Raw genomic sequence first — 18257 nt, 5'->3', positions numbered from 1 at the left:
GAAGGGAGCTATGTTAAGTGGAAAATCAATTAACTTCGTTACTCAAAAAGAAATATGGGACAACCACTTCGTCTCCGTTGGTGTTTACTGAGAAGGATACTTTATATACCGCATTTCGAAAGCTGGCCGATAATATTTATAAGAATGGCACGTGGACGCAAGAAGATGAGCTAAGAGCAGTAGACACGTTTATTCGGAATAGAGATGGCTATCCGGTGGGTAAGGAAGACGCGACGTTTCATGACTGGAATGGCCAACCCTGGTCAACGGAAGTTAAGGTAAGACCGATTGATGTAGTTGAAAGTTCTTTTCTCCAAAGTGAAGCCGAGGGAAAGAAAATTTATTCAGCTACCTCTATCAGAAGAAAAGTTAATGGATCTGAGGAACACATCAAAAGTGTTGATGTACTTTTAGATCCAAAGAATAAGAGTGGCACAAAACACGGTGAATTCTATTATTTTTCGTCTAGCAGTTCTAAAGATCCAAGTTATTACGCATTAGGGAATATGAATCGAGCGATTGGGTACGATAAATTACAGCGAGATATTTTAAAAGAATTCGATGATACTGTCCAGGAGTTTAAGTTTGAAAGAAGGGACTTAGAACGATTACTGGAGAGGCTGTCAATTGCAAGTTATACCGGAAAAAAGAATGCTCATTTATTCCAAAAGAATCCTCATGGAGAATTGACGAATACTTTTTTGGTCACACTTCCTAGAGATGAAAGAGAAAAGTATCTTGATAATCCCTCACAAATGAAATCAATGCTAGAAAATAATGAGGTACAAGGTGAAGAACGTCGATTGCTAGAGGAACAAATTGCTGCCAATTGGGGAGATTTATCAAATGATCCGACAAATCCAGTAAAAGTAAATCTAGATAAGTCTCCGTATCTGCTCAAAGAGGGAAACCGAACAACCTCTCTCTATCCGAAAACGATTCAGAACGCTCGGAAACAAAACGAGTTAATCAGTTTTGTAGATGAATATATTCAAAACACCTATGATATTTTTCTTCAACGAGAGTATGAAAAAGATATTGATAAGCAAACCAGGGCTTCTGCATGGCAAACAAAAAAGAATATCAATAAAGATACGCGTAAAATAATGGAATCAACGTCGTTAAATAAATATTTCCAATTTGTTGAAATAGATAACGATGTGGATCTAACGCTTTTTTCACAGTTTGAGAAGGAAATGGAACGTATGCACGACATTCTACCGAAAACTGGCGATAAACTACCAGAATTGCGTTTGAGGAAGCTTGGTAATCATAAAGCTCTCGGACTGTATGTACCTAACAAGAATACGATTGCTATAGACTTTAGAGATACAAACGATGAAATTGGTGGTGTAGGTATACAATCATTTGTTCACGAGTATGGTCATGCATTAGATTATGGTACAGACAATGGTCGTTTATTGAGCATGAGAGACGATTTTAAGCCAATTGTTACAAGATATAGAGAAAACCTTTCACTTAACGGTAAAGGCAGCTACGTAGCCGAGAAGGCAGGATATTACACTGCTCCAACAGAAGTATTCGCCAGAGCTTTTGAGTTATATGTGAACGAAGCTGGACTGAATAGTATTTTTCTTAAATCAAAAGAGACTTATGCAACAAATATTGAATATGCTTTATTTGATCAAAATATGCGTGATAAGCTCACAACTTTTTTTGACAGTGCCTTTCCGAATTTGAAAACTGCAGTCTTAGAATCAAATAAAGAACATATTGATGTAGAACAAGGAACAAGGTTTGATCAAGAGTTACTTAAGACACAAGTTGATACAAAAATAGAAAGTATCAAATCGCTAAAATTTATTCATGAGAACGAAGAACTGAATGTTGGAGACGCTTTGGAAACTTGCGAACTTTCTTTAATAGATAAAGCTTCAGCTATTCAGAAGCAAGAGGAAGTTATTCATTTATATATGAACGCTATTCCTCAAACGGACACTATGGAACAAATTACAGCGATTCACAAGGATTCCTTAGAAGAAATGAAGGAACAGTCTGAAGAGACGCTTTTTTTATATGATGGATCTGAACTTGCTGACTATTCAACGGATTTGAATGAAATGCTGACAATGATTACAGAAAGGGCAGTATTTAATGATGTTTATGGAAATTCGTTGCAGGAAGCATTGTTAGAAGTAAAGGGAAAAGCTGAACAACCACACCAAAACATTAGCGTACACGCACAAACGCTCATTGACAGTAAAGCAGTTACGCCAGAGGAGAAAAATCCAACGCTTTATTTTGTTAACGGATTGAATAAAGTGGCCTTAGAGCTACAAGAAACTGGCGATTTTCTTCCATCTGAGAAATATAAACCTCAAACAGAGACAGAAAAAGAAGTCGTAGGGGCTTTACTACAAAAAAATGAAGTAGGGGATATTAAAGTTAGACGAAATCATAATAAAAAAATAGGCAATCAACCAGCCGAAGGAATAAAAGGAGTGAATGATGTGGCAGAATTACAAAACTTAGAAGAAAGAAAAAGTAAGAAGTATATTGAATTAGGCAATAAAATTAAGACATTGAAGAAAGAACGTGTTGATTTTAAAGATCAATCAAATCTGGAAAAAGTTTCTGAAACTGATTGGGAACTACGAAAGTTAAATTTAGCTGTGGAAACACTGGACAAGAATACTGTCGATCCTATTTCAAGTGAAATAGCTGAATTTGAAATAGATATTGCTGGATTGGAAAGTATCGATAGATCCAATGTTAATTTAGAACAGTCCAACTCTATAGTGGAAAGAATTAATCGTTCAAAGGGTTACATTGAAGAGCTAAAGGCAATAAAGGATGATTATTCTAACTTTTATCAACAAGGACTTGGGGAAGAGATCAAATCTTCACCACAAGATTCAAATAGTTTAGCAAAAGAAGTACAGGGGAAAGAAATGGATGATTCTTTGATCAAGTCAGAAGACCAGCAAGAACAAAATCAGTCGAGCAGTATTGTTTCTTCGAACGAGCAGCCTCAATCTTCTAATCACTCTTTTATCCAGGAAATCAATGTTTCTTTTGATGAAACGAAGCAGGAAATCGATGCCTTTTTTAAACAAGTGGGATATAAAGGAGAACAATTAGGTAGCATGGCCGATATAGAAAACATTCTAGCCACACATTTAAAACAAGTTGAAACCATTGTTAAACAGTCAATAGAGGCAGTGGATGCTTTGAGCGTGCCGACTGAGAATCAGATAAAAGAAGAAACAACCAAAGTAAAACGAACAATTGGTCAAATCTTGTCTGATTTCAAAGAGAACTTAAAACAGTATGTTAGAACACAAAAAAATAATACAGTGTATCAAGTGACGAACACAATGGATGACATTCGTTTAGGTTTGAAAAATTCATTTAATCGCAAACTTTTATCAATCAATGGCTTGTTAAAACAATTGTCAAATACAATTGATCGAAAATTTGTCATTGAGGAAAAAAGAAATCAATCATCTTTAGCTGAGGAAACAAAAGAGGTACAGGAAAACGATTCAAAAGAAGCAACTCAAAAAGAACAGGAGAAGGTTTCAGAGGGTCCTATCGTATCTGAAAAGCATTCAGCAGCTGGTGAACCTGAAACTCAGCCCAATATAAATACAGAGGAAAAAAGAGATCAAGTACCTTTAGCTGAGAAAACAAAAGAGGTGCAGGAAAACGATTCGCAAGAAGCAGCTCAAAAAGAACAGGAGAAGGTTTCAGAGGGGCCGATTGTACCTGAAAAGCAATCGCCAACTGCTGAACCTAAAACTCAGCCAACTATAAATACAGCTGAATCAGTGAGTGATCCCAATAAACAGCATTCGGAAGAACCTACACGACAGAATGAACCTAAACTATCAGATGAGGGAAATGCTCCGGTAATGGCTGAAGAGGCTGAACAATCAACAGCTGAAAGTACAGTAACAGAAGCTGAAAAGAATCAAGCCGATAAGAAAATGAATAATATCGAGTTACAACAATTGAAAAGAATCGAAGATTTAAGCAATCAGTTGGGACTTAAAGCGAGTGAGAAAGAAAAAGATACGATTAAAGATTTAACGCAGACACAAAAATCAGAATTGATTCGATCAATGGAAGTAGCTGTCGAAGAACAAAACAAATCAGTTTCCGTTAAAGAAACAGAGACAGAACTTGAAGTGGGATAAAGGAGGAAAAAAGAATGCCAACATTGTTTCCTGACAATTATGAGAAAGCGAATATAGCAAAAAGAAAAAAGTTGGCCAGAAATTTAAAACTCAAGAATGAATTGTCAGCTTTAGACATTGCGTTGCATGCTCACGACACTTTTAATTATCTAGTCGGAAACGGGGTAGAACAACCCAATAGTATATTTGTGTCATTGTTTCAATATGCAGCAGAGGCGTTAGGTGTGCCATATGAAATAATCGATGAGGCGTTTTTTACACAAACGCCTCTTTCAGAAGAAGAGTTATTTGATCTTTCTTATTTATTCAACCCCAATGCACAAATTATTGCCAAACAAGATTTACCAATTGTTCCAATAACTATCGATTTTTATTCGATGTGCCTTGCCCTGTTTGAAGAACTTCCCGCTTCATTTTGGAAGGAATACGTAAAGGCAGAGGCAATACTGCCTGAAACAAAATTGGATGCTTATGATCTTGAAAAGCTCTTGCAAGCTTTTGTCCAACAAGTATGGTTAAAGACAAAAGAAAGCATAGGAAAACCTGAAGGGAATAAAATCGAAAAAGCACGTCAAATGTTTTTGGCATGTTTTTATCGAAATGATCAAAAGTTTTATCGAAAAGAAACACAGGATATGTTGCTTGGTTTGTTAGAAAATAAAATAGCGGAACAAGTAGAAGAAGATTTTGTTATTGATGCTCATTTACAAAAGTTGTTAGATGAAGGAGATTCAAATAGTATCTATGCCTATGTTATCGATCACTTAACTGACTGGTTAGATGAAAAAAATTATCAACGCTTTTTAAGAAGTATACCTAAGACAAAAAACTTATCGTTAATGAATCAGTTGTTGCTTCTTTATCAACGTGTAGAAGCAGTTGAGTCAAAAGAAGTCCATGATTGGATTCGAGAAAATAGAACGTTGAAGAATAATGCGGAGCCTGTCTTTCTATTTGGAGGAAATCAACAAAAAGTGAATAGTGAAACTGGGGAGATCCTAAAAGAAAAACAAACGCAGCTTACACAAATCACTCATGCCCCAATCGTTCCATATTTTGAAAAAAAAGAAACGCAAGGAAAAGAAGAAACTAAAAAAATAGAAACGAGTCCGAAAGAAGTTTTCGCTATCTTAGAAAAGATTGCGAACCGTACAATTGTTTTTGAAGAAAGAGAAGAATCAATCCTTGAAGATCATACCATTCGAATAAAATCGAATCAGGGAGAAGAACAAACACTTGCTGATTTGATTATTTGCCTTTTGGAAAAAGAGAAACGATCGGCGGACGATATCATTCGATTTGAAAATGAAAGTATTGCGTCTATTGTAATGATTGTTTTTGGATTTAATCCCGTGCCTCTTAATTTAAGTTTGTTAACTCAGTTACGATCCATGAATAACGGAAAAGTGAAATTGCAACAATTGTTTACTGACTTGATTGTTCGAAGTGATACCTTTTTACAAAAGATTGCTGCGCATATGTATGAAAAGGAAACAGAGCTGGTTCGACCAACATTGGAAGAAGAAATCAGACGTGCGCGAGAACTCCAAAGTCGAGCAATGGAAAATGTCGCAACAGACAAGGCAAATAAAAAAGAAGAACGATCTGAGGAAGATTATAATTTAGCGGATACTTTAGAAAAATTAAAAGGCAATTCAGAAAGTAGCGAAGATGATAAAACTGATTAAAAAGCGACCTTTGTGTCAGTATTATCTTTGGAAAGTTTGTCAGCGATTTGAACGAGACGAATCTCAAGAACTTATTCTGCCACCAGTTAAAGCAGTGATTGGTCAGCTGCAATCAGAAAGACGAAACTTAGAAAAAGTTGAGAAAGAATCAATCGCTATTCACATTTCTAGCCTTGCTTTGTTAGAGGAGATACTAAAAAACGAATCTGAGCAATCATTCAGAAAGCTCATTTCAGATCTCGAAGAATTCGGAAAAGGTCAATGATGTAATGAAAGAAAATGGGGTTTGGGGCATGCCCCAAGTTTAAAAACAAAAAAGAGGAAACTCGAAAATCGTAGATTTTCGGGATTTCCTTCTTTTTTATTTTTTCGTGAGGTACATGTACCTCGCTATGCTTGCCACTGTCGAAACTCCGCCCAGAAGGGGCGGAAGATTTTGGTTTGGGAGTGGGCAAGGCACAGCCTTGCTGGCTGATTTTCATGTTAGGAAGCGGGAGAAATATGAGGAAAAAGGAACTGTTTAGAAGCGAATTTGTTCAAGTTTATTTGACGAAGGAAGAAAAGAAGCGGATAAAAGAGAATATGGAGACATCTGGCTTGAAGACGATGACCAATTATGTCCGCATAATGGCGCTTAATGGACTAGTGGTCAAAATAGACTTTACTACTCTGAGAGAATCATTGGCTGAAACAGGGAAATATGTTTCTGAGTTGAATATGATTGGCAATAATATCAACCAGATTGCTCATAAATTAAATCAGACAGATCTTGTAGAAACAGAAGATATCCAGTATCTTGTTTCTGAGTTCGCGAAAATGCAAAACAACTATGTACGTTCGCAAGACATTTTGCTACAAGAAATTCAGAAGTTAACGAGGAGCGAGTGAAGTGCCAACGACTAAAACGCTCACGATTAAGCAAGAAAGATATCTTAAAGAAGCGATAAGATACATTCTAGATCCAGAGAAAACAAAAAACCAAACTTTAACGAGTGGTCATAAAGTTAATGCCGTGAACAATGCTTTTTTTGAAATGAATTTAACAAGAACATTGGCTCAAAGAGTCCATGGAAAAATGAATAAAAAAAAGACTGAGGAAGTAATTGCAAGACATATTGTTCAATCATTCGATCCTGAAGACAATCTCACACCTGAAGAAGTTCATGAAATTGGGAGACAAACTGCGCTCGACTTCTTAGGTGAAGATTATGAATTTGTCATTGCGACCCATGTAGACAAAGAACATTTGCATAACCATATTATTTTTAATACAACCTCAAGTGTTGATTTAACGAAGTTTCGCTGGCAACGAGGAACAGCGGCTCATTTAAGAAATTACTCCGATAAGGTAGCGGACTATCATGGAGCAATGATCCTCGATACGCCTAAAAGAAACTCACATAAAAAGTATCAAGAATATCGAAGAAAGAATGCGTATCGAGTTGAATTAAAAGAACGTTTAAATTTTTTGCTTACCCATAGTACAAGCTGGGATGATTTTTTAGTTAAGGCAAGGCTTCTAAATATTGATGTTGACCCTAATCATAATTCAGAAGAATATGGGAAAGTGATCAACTACAAATTATTGGATCTGCCACAAAAACGTCCAGCTCGTGATTATACGATAAATAAAAAACAACGAATCTACAATGAAGAAAATATTATCGAGCGGGTAAGTAAAAATAAACCGGAAGCGGTTTTCAATGCAATGGATATTGCAAAAAAATATGTAGAACAAAAAGCAGAAAAAGAATCTTTACCCGATCTAACCTTTGTCATTGAACCCTGGCAAATACAAAGAGACACCATGACAGGGATTTATGTTGAGATTGCCTATGGTCGGTATGAAACAGGTGTGGTCAAAGTTCCTGATTACATGTTAGAGAAATTGGAAGACGGACGCTACGAGGCGCATTTTAATTATAAAGATATTTTTTATTTTTGGAGTGATGAAAAAGGACAAAAAAATAAATTTGTTAAGGGAGCGTCTTTAGCAAATTATCTTTCTGGAGAAAGCGGACTGTTTCCAAAACGAAAAAATTCTGCTATTCAAAATGTCCGAGAAATGGTTACAGCTTTAAATATTTTGTCAACCCGTCAAGTAAGCAGCGATCAACTACCACATGTTTTAGGGAAAGACTTTTATGATAATTATGAAATTGTGCAAGAGGCAAGAGCAACTTTGGACGACAAGTTATTTAGAGCGAACGAAAAACTAAAGTATGATCCGTCCAATCTTGAACAAATAGAAAAAGTAAAATCCTTACATGGTGAGAAAAAAGAATTTGAAAAACAAGTAAAGTTGCTTGAGAAACAATTAAAAACTTACGATGCAGCATTGAGTATTTTGACAGAAAAGGCAGTATCCGATTCGGTTGATCTTGATAAATAGACACGAAAAAACTTTACAGTACGCCCTGTACGTGCTACAATATTATTGTCAGGAGGTAGCTTGAAATGCCCATGACAATTAGAGAAGCAGAGAAATTACTCAAAGATGCTGGCTTTGTTGAAGTGAAGGGTGGAAAGGGGTCACACAGGAAATTTATAAAGAAAAATTTTCCTAGACCAGTTATTCTTACCAGTCATTCAAAAGAGTTATCTAGAAGAGTAGAGGATTCTGTTCGAAAAGCAGTGGGCAAATAAGCCCACTGTGTCTATAAGAAAGAGAGGGATAGAAATGAAAAAAGTTTATCCAGCTATATTTGAAAAAGATCCTGTTGGATACGGAATTTATTTTCCTGATGTTGAAGGAGCGGTCACGCAATCGGAAGATATCGCCCAAGGATTAGAACTTGCGGCAGATGCGTTAGGTATTATGCTTGGAGACCTAGTCGAAAAAAATATGCCTTTGCCAACACCTACGGCTATCAATGCCCTTTCTGTAAACCCTGAAACAGAATTTGCGACATTGATTTCTGTCGACTTAAATGATTATTTAAAAGATGTCCAACTTGATAAAAAAACAATCAAAATTCCACATTGGTTGAACGTGCGTGCGACGAATGAAGGAATTAATTTTTCTAAAACGATGACTGAAGCATTAGCTCAAAAATTAAATGTCTGATAATGGAGGTGGTCAACATATGGATACTACGGCACTCGCAAAATTCATTCAATCGTTGGGTAGTTTGAATAATTACGGTAGCTCTGTTTATCAAACGAAAAAAGCTTTAGATTTGAAATCAACGAAACCACTCCGTCAAAATAGAGATGATATAGCTATTTTTGTGGATAGTTTAAAAGGGATCAATGCGATAAAAGAAAAAGGTTTTTCTGTAGATGGTATTATCGAAGTGAACAAGCAATTTGATTCACCGTCTGAAGAACAGCCCAAATTACCTGGTCATTTGCGAAATTCATATTACAATGAAGATGATCGGATAGCTATTGTTCTTGATCAATCTAGTCAAGAACACTATTTCCCTAAAGAGATTATTTCTAGGGACGATTTACAAGAAATCGTGGATCAGTTTGAACAATCTGAACGAACAGAAAAAGATGCCTGGTGGGTTTTCGCTAGACTGGCTAAATTGCAGGCTTTTCAAGATGGCAATAAACGTACAGCGTTAATTTCAGCCAATGCTGCATACGGCACATTGGACAGCGAAAACTATTTGATGGTTCCTTTTCATGATATAAAACGTTTAGAGTTTACTTTTAATCTGATGTCATTCTATCGAGCAAAGGATCATTTAGAAGAAGAACAAGCATTTGAGGGATTGTATCGTACATTACCTTCGAAAAAAGAACGTGAGTTGTATTTGCGTCAACCGATTGAAGAGCGCAATGTGGCCCAAGATCTTTCTACTTTTCGAGTAAAATCTGAACTTCGATCAACGGAAAAAGACAATGAGCCAGAGCTGTGAAGGAAAAATCATGGTGCAATTTATAATAAAAATAATGATGACATAAAAGCATTTCCTACTCATTTTTGAGAGGAAATGCTTTTTTGTATTATGGAGGGACGAATGGAACTTTTTGATGTGGCCAAATATCAATTGCCCAAGGATGTGGATATAGAATGGGAAACCACCAAAGAAAAATTCAGTATATTTCTATCAGAGTATAAAAATTTACGAGAAAAAGTTGGAATTCCACCTACTCCGAGGATTCAAGAAACATATTCGATGATACACAGAGAAAATGTTTCACCAGAAGTAATTAATGATCCATTGTATAAAGAGTTTGAGTATTTGCACAGACTATTTATAAAAGGGTATCTCTCAATCAATCACCCTTATAAGCCTGAAATTACTGACCGAAGAAGGAAAATATTTTTACTTAGATATTTTTATGGCTTGTCAATATCATTAGTCAGCGAGCGAGTTCATTATCAGAAGAATATTATTTTGATTGACTCAAAAAAATCGCTCATTCAGTTTACGTCTGCAATCCAATTACTGGATCAAAAAAAGAGTAGTCTTAAAGCAGAAACAAAAATCTAACCATTTCTGAGACTTTTGAATGCCCTTCTTTCACCCGCACTTTTATTATTCTTATCTTACAAGCTTGAATACAAGAACACAGCTGTGGGAAAGAATATTGAATGAAACAATCGAAACAACTAACTTTTATTGATTTATTTGCGGGTGTAGGCGGTTTTCGGATGGGAATGGAAAAAGCGGGACATAAATGTGTCGGCTTTTGTGAAATTGATAAATATGCTAGACAGAGTTACAAAGCAATCTTTAATACTGAAAATGAGGTGGAAATGCATGATATTACAAGGATCTCAGACGACACTATTCGAGGATTCGGACGTGTGGACATTATCACAGGAGGATTTCCTTGCCAGGCTTTCAGCTCTGCAGGAAAAAGACGAGGTTTCGCAGATACTAGAGGAACTCTCTTTTTTGAGATTGCACGCTTCGCACATATTTTGCGACCTAGCATTTTATTCCTTGAAAACGTCAAAGGATTGCTCAACCACAATGGCGGAACTACGTTTGAAACAATCCTCAGAACACTGGATGAACTGGGGTATGACGTGGCATGGCAAGTGCTTAACAGCAAGGATTTTGTCCCGCAAAACCGAGAACGTGTCTTTATTGTCGGACATTTTAGAGAGTCAGGTGCCAGAAAGTTTTTACCTCTCACAGGAGAAGAAAAATCAGTTGATCAAGAATCAGCAAAAATAAATATAGCTGGGACGACAAATAAACTTAATAACTTAAATACAAATTTGCGAGAACGAACCTATTATACTAACGGATTAATGGGAACTTTAACGGCTACTGATTATAAAATGCCTAAACAAATTGTAGTCGGAAATGTAAATCCTTGTGGGCATGGTATGAATGGTCAGGTTAGTAGTACCGAGGGGATCGCTCCAACTCTTACGACAAACAAAGGAGAAGGAAATAAGGTAGCGATTCCTATAATATCGCCAGATAAAGATGAAGTTCGACAAAATGGAAGAAGAATAAAAAATAATGGAGAAGAAATGTTCACACTTACCGCACAAGATCGCCACGGAATCATAGTAGAAGGAAAGCTTGATGGACGTTATCGATCAGCGGTCAGTGTCTATTCTCCTGAAGGGATTTGTCCAACGTTAAATACCATGCAAGGAGGTGGTCAGCAGCCGAAAATTGTTGTGAATGAAATACGAAAAAATCTGGATGAGGAGCAAAATAATTTAGCACAGAGAGATTTTCAGGTTCGTAAATTAACACCTTTAGAGTGCTGGAGGCTTCAATCGTTTCCAGATTGGGCATTTCTAGCAGCCAAATTCGGCAGCAAACAAGTCGCACAAAAAATTTTGGTTGAACGTATGGATCATTATAACTCTCACTTTGAGCAGAAGGTTTCTGACAGCCAACTATATAAACAAGCAGGAAATAGTGTGACAGTAGATGTGATCTACTATATTGCGAAGCATTTCCACCTTTCATAGGTTTTTAAGCAGACTCAAGAGGGAACAGCTACCCTGTATAGTAAACGTATCAAGACTTGACTAAACCATTGGATTCAGGCCTGAATCATAGAGGAGAAACCTATGATTCAAAAAGATACGATTTACTTTGAAGATTGCTTAGAAGGAATGAAAAAAATTCCGGATGGATCGATCGATACGATCATTTGCGACTTGCCATATGGAACTACTGCTTGTTCCTGGGATACTATTTTGCCCTGGGAAGAATTGTGGTCACAATACTTGCGTGTAGTCAAAGAGAATAGTGCGATCGTTTTGTTTGGAGCGGAACCATTTTCTACACAGTTACGTATGAGTAACTTTAAACAATATAAATATGATTGGTACTGGGTTAAAAATACCGTAACTGGCTTTGCCTTTGCCAAAAAACAGCCAATGCGTTCAATTGAGACGATCTCTGTTTTTTCAAAAGGGTCACCTATTTATTATCCTCAAGGGTTAGAGAGGATGAAACAACCACTTATAAAGAAGAAAAATGAGACTGAAGGGATTTATAATACGAGTTCTCTTTCAGGCAAAGAATATTGCCAAGAGTATACAGGATATCCGAATAATGTTTTGCGATTTGACAAAGAGTCAATGAACACGTTCCACCCTACGCAAAAACCGGTACGTTTACTTGAATATCTGATACAAACTTACACACAAAAAGGAGATGTTGTATTAGATAATTGTATGGGGAGTGGGACAACTGCGATTGCTTGTATCAATACTGAGCGACACTACATTGGTTTTGAAACTAACTTGGATTACTATACTAGGTCTATAGAAAGAATTCAGAATAATGTCACGCAGATGGATCTTTTCAACTACTGATACCTCCTAAAAAAGAGAATAAACCAATTGATAAAGACGGTTTACCGTGCTATAATATTTATAGACGGTAAACCGTCTATAAAGTGTTTTGGGAGGTTACGTTAATTGTTAGAGGAAGCAAAAAGTAGATTAGTGGAAGAAGCAAAGAAACGTTTGGATATATTATCGATCGAAGACCACGTTAAAGCAGGATTCGGGAAAGGAGAGATCTATTGTTCTAGGCGAACTGCAATAATGGTTAATCGCAAGAAGTTTGTACTACCAGTTATTCATAGTGTTACAGATCAACAAAAGAAAATAATTGATAATTACGAGAAAAAATATGGGTTCATTGTGTTTCATACAATAGAAACAAGTACTAAGCATGGATTGCTATTGACTTTACTTCAGGTCAGTCCACATGAGTTTGAGTGGGAAAATGATAGAGAAGAATTACAGGAACAAAAAATGATGCTGTGTTTCACTGTAAACGTCGATTATGAGGAATATTCAGAGTTTAGCTGGTGTTGCTTTAACGAGGTAGGAGGTGGCTTATTATTAAATGGATAACTATGGCAATAAAAAAATGCTTATCCTGCGGACACAGAATAAGCACAAAGTAACAAAACCATAGACCGGAATTGCTACTACTCAAAATATATCATAAAAGTGAGTAGTAGCAAATAATAATAGCTACACTCCAACTCTGGAGGAATAACTATGTATGCGAACAAAGAAAAAATCCAATGGTTACTGACGAAAAGTGGGGAATCAATAGCTGAATTAAGCAAAAGATCCGGTGTTGCAAAGATGACAATCTCGGATCTTAAACATGGAAAGTCGTCGATTGATAGAATGCGCTTTGATAATGCTTATTTGCTTACTAAACTAGCAGAGAAACTGATGGCTGAAGAGAGTGACGAAAAGAGTTAGAGTCCTGTCACTATTGACCTATAGAAGAAAAAGGATCGACCGGCTACTAAAAGAGCATGGAAATATTTATTTTAAGGAAAATAGAGAAATCCGTAATTATATGAAATAAAAGGAGATTGATATGAAACGTAAGTCAAAATTCATACTCGCAGCATTGTTCAGTTTGTTTGGGTTTACTGCTTCTTTGATGGACTTATCTGAAATCGATGTTCAGTTGCCTAGCTTTTTCGGTGATTGGGCCTATCAGGAAGAAATCTCAGCTGAAGAGGTTGAAAATCTACCTGATTTTGATGGTCAGAATGTTGTCATTCAAGTAAACGGAAATTATCCGAGTTTTACAGCTGATGAGATGTCGATGGATGCTGGGACCTGGCAAACATTTTCGGATCTCGATTCACTAAATCGTGTCGGTGTCGCAGATGCACTGTTACACCGATCGATGATGCCAACAGAGGAGCGGGGAGATATATCAAACGTTTATCCGACAGGCTGGAATCAGAAAAAACTAGAAAGTGGTGTGTGGCTCTATAATAGAAGCCATTTAATTGGATTTCAGATGACCGGTGAGAATGATAACTGGAAAAACTTGTTTACCGGTACACAACAGCTGAACCAGATCCACATGGTCCAATTTGAAAATGAAGTGGCCAACTATTTAAGAAAAACCAATAACCACGTCCGTTATCGGGTCACTCCGATATTCAGAGAGCGAGAATTATTGCCCAGGGCGATTCAAATGGAAGCACGCAGCGTTGAAACCAACGATATTCAATTCAATGTGTTAATCCACAACGTGCAAGATGGTTTATCTATTGATTACAGTACAGGCAAAGCGAGTATAAATTAATTTGAGAATATATTTAATATTTCTGTTTTCGCGATATTAAACTAGAAAATATATAAAAGGTGAAATTATATGGATGAAAAAGCAAAACAAAAAATTGTTAAGTTACTTGCTTTAGCAAATGATGCAAACGATGAGGAATCAATGTCAGCACTAGCAAAAGCGCAAGAGTTGATGCTCCAGCACAATATAGATGAAGAAGATGTCTTTAGCTATAAGCAGGAACAAAAAACGGAGACAGTGATTAATACGATCATATACGAGGGACGTCCTCAAAAATGGCTCTATCGACTTGCTTTGATCATTTCTAAGAACTTTCGAGTTCGTTATTACTATGTATCAGGCCCACCAATTGAACTACATTTTGTTGGAATCGAATCAGATGTTCAAATTGCTCAAATTACATTTGAATATGCTCGTGGAAGTGCCAGCTATTGTGCTAGACAATTTTTACAATTACCGGAGATACGCCGGAAATACAAGCGTAAATGGCAGCTGAAGCAAGATTATCTTGAAGGCTATTTACGTGGGTTGACTGAAACTTTCAAGAAGCAGGTGCTAACAAACGGCTATGAACTTGCCTTACAAGTGCCGGAAGTTGTACAAACCGCAGTTGAAAAGATTGGGCTTGTTCCTGGAAAAGACACGTCCCATAACGTAAAAGATAGAGAAGCATTTTACTCCGGATATGCAGATGGGGTTCGCTTTACTGAGAAAGAGAGGTTAACTGTTTGAAGATATTCTGATAAAGTATCAAAATAAATGCCATGGAAAATATGATTGAGAGGAATAAAAAATAATAATGGAATGTATGAGGTCAAAAACTTAAAAAAGTTTTTGACCTATTTTTAAATGCTCATTGCTTAATTCTTTCAGTAGCTAATCTAATAGAGTTCAGTAAGACGTAAATTTAGAGTCCAATAGACTATGTACTATTTGGCTTTTTTACTTGTTATGCTAAAATTGGAAGTAATAAGCGATTAATTAAGTTATAAAAATGAATATATTGTCAGTCTAACTAGTATTATTAATAATTGTATTTATTAAAAAGTCAGAATTGTGTTTAAAATTATATCAATAGAATTGATCAGAGGAGGCGAGAATATTTGACAAGATTATTTATTATTGGTAACGGATTTGATAGGGCGCATGGCTTACCGACTAGTTACAAAGACAACCTAAAACCAATTTTAAAAGAAGAAAATCTCGAGTTATTTAATTTGATAAATAAACTATACTTTGTTTTTGATAAAAACGAACAAGACTATTGGTCGGAATTTGAGAAGTATCTAGGAAAGATATCTGAAGAAGAAAGAAAGTTATTAATACAATTTTTTGAAAATCAAATCGAACTTTACTTTCAAGAATTACCAAGTATAGACGAGTATTCTTTTTCAAGTGATGATGATAAATTTGGCGATAGTTTTACAGCAAGGCAATATGCTATATCCGAAGTGGAAGAACTATCACCATCTTTCGATAATTTTTTATTAAATAATATTAATAAAATTAAAGACTTTATTTCTGTTGGTTTTAATATAATGATTGATCAGGCGAATGAATATTTGAACTCAGGAGAAGCACAAAAAAAAGAAAGTATAAATTTTAATTCTGATGATTTATTTATCAATTTTAATTATACGAACACCTTGGAATCGTTATACGGAATTGATTCAAAAAATATTCTTTATATTCATGGTAATAGAAATAAACAATTAATTTGGGGGAATGAGCAGAATGTAATAGATGACTTAAATGATATTATTAAACAAGATATTTCCAAAATTGATATCAATAATCCAAATGACCCTTTTAAGCACAATATTCTAGATCATATAAGATCACAGGTAAATAATGGTAAACTCCGTCACAGTGAAGCTGCCGAGGCCATTGTATATTATGAAGAAGTTTTAGAAGATGAAAGCTACATGTCTTATTATGAGAATTCAGCTGTTAGTGATGAAGACTTAAGAAGGGTAGGAACCAGTATCTCTAATTTAAGCTGTTCAATGGTCAAAGAGCCACAATTAAATCATTTATATAAGTGGATTGAAGATCACGCTATTAGTGAATCATATCTTAAAGAAATAACTGTTTATGGACATTCAATAGGGAAAGTTGATAAGATATATTTTGAAAAAATTGATTCTTTACTAAATCCCTATTTGTGGGAAATATCTTACCACGATAAATCTGATGTTGTTCTAGAAAACTTATGCCAATTGAGTTTTAAAAATAAAATAGAACCCTTCGTATTCTAGATTTAAAGAGAAAATTAATTGTCACTTTGTGAAAGGATTAGAATATTTCCTATGATTAGTAAACTTAAAAAAATTGCCTTCATAAAAAAAATTATAGAATTTTTGGATGAGTTTTCTGAACTGATTTTGTATCATTCTGTAATATTTGGTTTGGTTATTTCCTTAATAGCAATGTCTGAAACGACTGTAACCATTAATCCTTATTTGTATTCCTTTTTTTTTATACTTACCATTAACTACCTATTTAAGTACTTGCTCAGCTGCAAAGAGATCAAGGACTTGGAAAGGAATAATAGAGTGCCGCTCTTCGTTTTTGTTCTAGGAGGTTATCTAGCCATTATTGGACTGTGGTCGATAATCAATATGTTAACGCAATCATTTTATGGACATACTGATATATTAAACCAGAAAATGGTAGATCTAAGGTATCTAGATAACAAAGCTTTGCAGATTCCACTGACTGTTCATTCAATCGTTTTTGCGCCTATTGTAGAGGAAATTATTTATAGAGGGTTGCTGCTGAATGCTATAATGTTTTTCGGATTGAAGTATAATTTTCAGAAAAAGTACTTATTACTAGCGTTTTTGTCATTGACGTCTGTTTTATTCGGAATGGCCCACTTATCTGATAATTTTTTAACATTCGTCGGCTTCGCTTTATCAGGATTGATTTTAGCTGTTCTTTACTTATTGTCTGGACATATCATTGTTCCTATGGCCGTCCACTTTATAAATAACTTAGTAAGTTCATTCGGAATGGATGATCGAATGAAGCTAGGAATTGTAATGATATCTCTGCTATTATTAATAGGATTAATCGAATATTTATCTCCAAAAGTAAAGAATTTTTTTTTAGTACGCTACAAAAATGCTAATTCATAGAAAATTTAAACCTCTCTATGTAAATTGAAGCATTGAATAGTAAGGAGAAAGAAATGCATAATTCAGGAATCTCCGTCACATGATTATTCACTTGTAAACTACAAAGTTATCATCAAAAAAACTACTTAGATCCTCAACAATGCTTTTGCATACTAAGCGATGTTGGGGATCTTTTGTGTTATAAACTCGTAAACAAATCATTGTTCATTAAAAACTAAGTTTAATAAGTATAATATTCTTTGAAGATGTCAGAAACTTAAAAGTTTTTGATCCCTTTTTGACTCCTCATTTCATAGATCTTTTGGTGGCTCAATTAGTTAGGTCAGAAAGTTACTCTCTTTAGGGGTCAACAGAGTATACCCTGTTGGACTTTCTATTTCGCTTTTAAACACTTAAATTAGAAAATGACATCGAAGTTGAGCAAGAAAAATAAAAGATAAGGATCAAAAAACTTAAATATTTTTGATCCTTACCTTTTATTTTTTTTTGAGCACTAATTATTTTCTCCCATTCATTCTGATGAATCAATGATTTCATTTGTTTTTTTTGGTTATTTTCTAGATATGCATAACGAGGTGAAAATTGTGATTTTTAATATTGTATAAAATATTATAAGATAATAAATATAAAGAAGGTTGAAAGATAAGCCTTTTTTGTTCACTAAAACTTATTAAAAACCATCATTTTTTGGAATAACGAAATACTTATATGTGCTAAGTTAACGAAACCCCAATTTAACAACATTACTTTAGACAT

Annotated in this window: 17 protein-coding genes; all 17 read left to right on the top strand. The window is 35.2% G+C overall.

Annotated elements, in window-relative coordinates:
* Positions 1-17: 17 nt before the first annotated feature.
* The 17 genes from I2F89_RS12500 (at position 18) to I2F89_RS12420 (ending at position 17501) form a co-directional block, all read left to right on the top strand.
* A complete protein-coding gene (locus I2F89_RS12500) occupies positions 18-4160 on the top strand; it encodes an LPD1 domain-containing protein (RefSeq protein WP_195514431.1) in 4143 nt (1380 codons plus the stop codon).
* A 14-nt stretch (positions 4161-4174) separates the two neighbouring features.
* Positions 4175-5848: a hypothetical protein gene (locus I2F89_RS12495; RefSeq protein WP_195514430.1), complete on the top strand. Its 1674-nt coding sequence runs from the start codon at positions 4175-4177 to the stop codon at positions 5846-5848.
* Positions 5832-6113, top strand: coding sequence for a hypothetical protein (locus tag I2F89_RS12490; RefSeq protein WP_169059116.1), 282 nt, complete (start codon positions 5832-5834; stop codon positions 6111-6113). Before I2F89_RS12495 ends, I2F89_RS12490 begins: the two co-directional genes overlap by 17 nt.
* A 236-nt stretch (positions 6114-6349) precedes the next feature.
* Entirely contained in the window at positions 6350-6736 is a 387-nt protein-coding gene (locus tag I2F89_RS12485) for a plasmid mobilization protein (RefSeq protein ID WP_195514429.1), read from the top strand.
* Between the two features lies 1 nt (position 6737).
* Entirely contained in the window at positions 6738-8240 is a 1503-nt protein-coding gene (locus I2F89_RS12480; protein WP_195514428.1) for a relaxase/mobilization nuclease domain-containing protein, read from the top strand.
* Positions 8241-8305: 65 nt separating this feature from the next.
* Complete coding sequence (locus I2F89_RS12475) at positions 8306-8494, top strand: type II toxin-antitoxin system HicA family toxin (protein ID WP_023520664.1); 189 nt, start codon at positions 8306-8308, stop codon at positions 8492-8494.
* Between the two features lie 34 nt (positions 8495-8528).
* Positions 8529-8915 carry a type II toxin-antitoxin system HicB family antitoxin gene (locus tag I2F89_RS12470; protein WP_034690421.1) on the top strand — a complete coding sequence of 129 codons (387 nt, stop codon included), beginning with the start codon at positions 8529-8531 and terminating at the stop codon, positions 8913-8915.
* A gap of 19 nt (positions 8916-8934) precedes the next feature.
* The gene (locus tag I2F89_RS12465; protein ID WP_195514470.1) at positions 8935-9717 is read left to right on the top strand and encodes a Fic family protein; all 783 of its coding nucleotides are present in this window, start codon (positions 8935-8937) and stop codon (positions 9715-9717) included.
* 102 nt (positions 9718-9819) lie between these two features.
* A complete protein-coding gene (locus I2F89_RS12460) occupies positions 9820-10296 on the top strand; it encodes a transcriptional regulator (RefSeq protein ID WP_195514427.1) in 477 nt (158 codons plus the stop codon).
* Between the two features lie 101 nt (positions 10297-10397).
* Positions 10398-11747, top strand: coding sequence for a DNA cytosine methyltransferase (locus tag I2F89_RS12455; RefSeq protein WP_195514426.1), 1350 nt, complete (start codon positions 10398-10400; stop codon positions 11745-11747).
* Between the two features lie 102 nt (positions 11748-11849).
* The gene (locus I2F89_RS12450) at positions 11850-12602 is read left to right on the top strand and encodes a DNA-methyltransferase (protein ID WP_195514425.1); all 753 of its coding nucleotides are present in this window, start codon (positions 11850-11852) and stop codon (positions 12600-12602) included.
* Between the two features lie 105 nt (positions 12603-12707).
* Complete coding sequence (locus I2F89_RS12445; protein ID WP_195514424.1) at positions 12708-13151, top strand: hypothetical protein; 444 nt, start codon at positions 12708-12710, stop codon at positions 13149-13151.
* A gap of 150 nt (positions 13152-13301) precedes the next feature.
* A complete protein-coding gene (locus tag I2F89_RS12440; protein WP_195514423.1) occupies positions 13302-13514 on the top strand; it encodes a hypothetical protein in 213 nt (70 codons plus the stop codon).
* A 121-nt stretch (positions 13515-13635) separates the two neighbouring features.
* A complete protein-coding gene (locus tag I2F89_RS12435; RefSeq protein WP_195514422.1) occupies positions 13636-14361 on the top strand; it encodes a DNA/RNA non-specific endonuclease in 726 nt (241 codons plus the stop codon).
* 69 nt (positions 14362-14430) lie between these two features.
* A complete protein-coding gene (locus I2F89_RS12430) occupies positions 14431-15093 on the top strand; it encodes a DUF2786 domain-containing protein (protein ID WP_077151992.1) in 663 nt (220 codons plus the stop codon).
* 371 nt (positions 15094-15464) lie between these two features.
* On the top strand, positions 15465-16619 hold the full coding sequence (locus I2F89_RS12425; protein ID WP_195514421.1) for an AbiH family protein: 1155 nt from the start codon (positions 15465-15467) through the stop codon (positions 16617-16619).
* 51 nt (positions 16620-16670) lie between these two features.
* Positions 16671-17501 (top strand): CPBP family intramembrane glutamic endopeptidase, encoded by an 831-nt coding sequence (locus I2F89_RS12420; protein ID WP_195514420.1) that lies wholly within the window; start codon positions 16671-16673, stop codon positions 17499-17501.
* Positions 17502-18257 lie beyond the last annotated feature (756 nt).

The organism is Enterococcus sp. 1001283B150225_161107_E12 (genome assembly GCF_015556925.1).
Classification (GTDB): domain Bacteria; phylum Bacillota; class Bacilli; order Lactobacillales; family Enterococcaceae; genus Enterococcus_B; species Enterococcus_B mundtii.
Note: the sequence above shows the minus strand (reverse complement) of the source record. Positions and strands in the feature narration are given on the sequence as shown.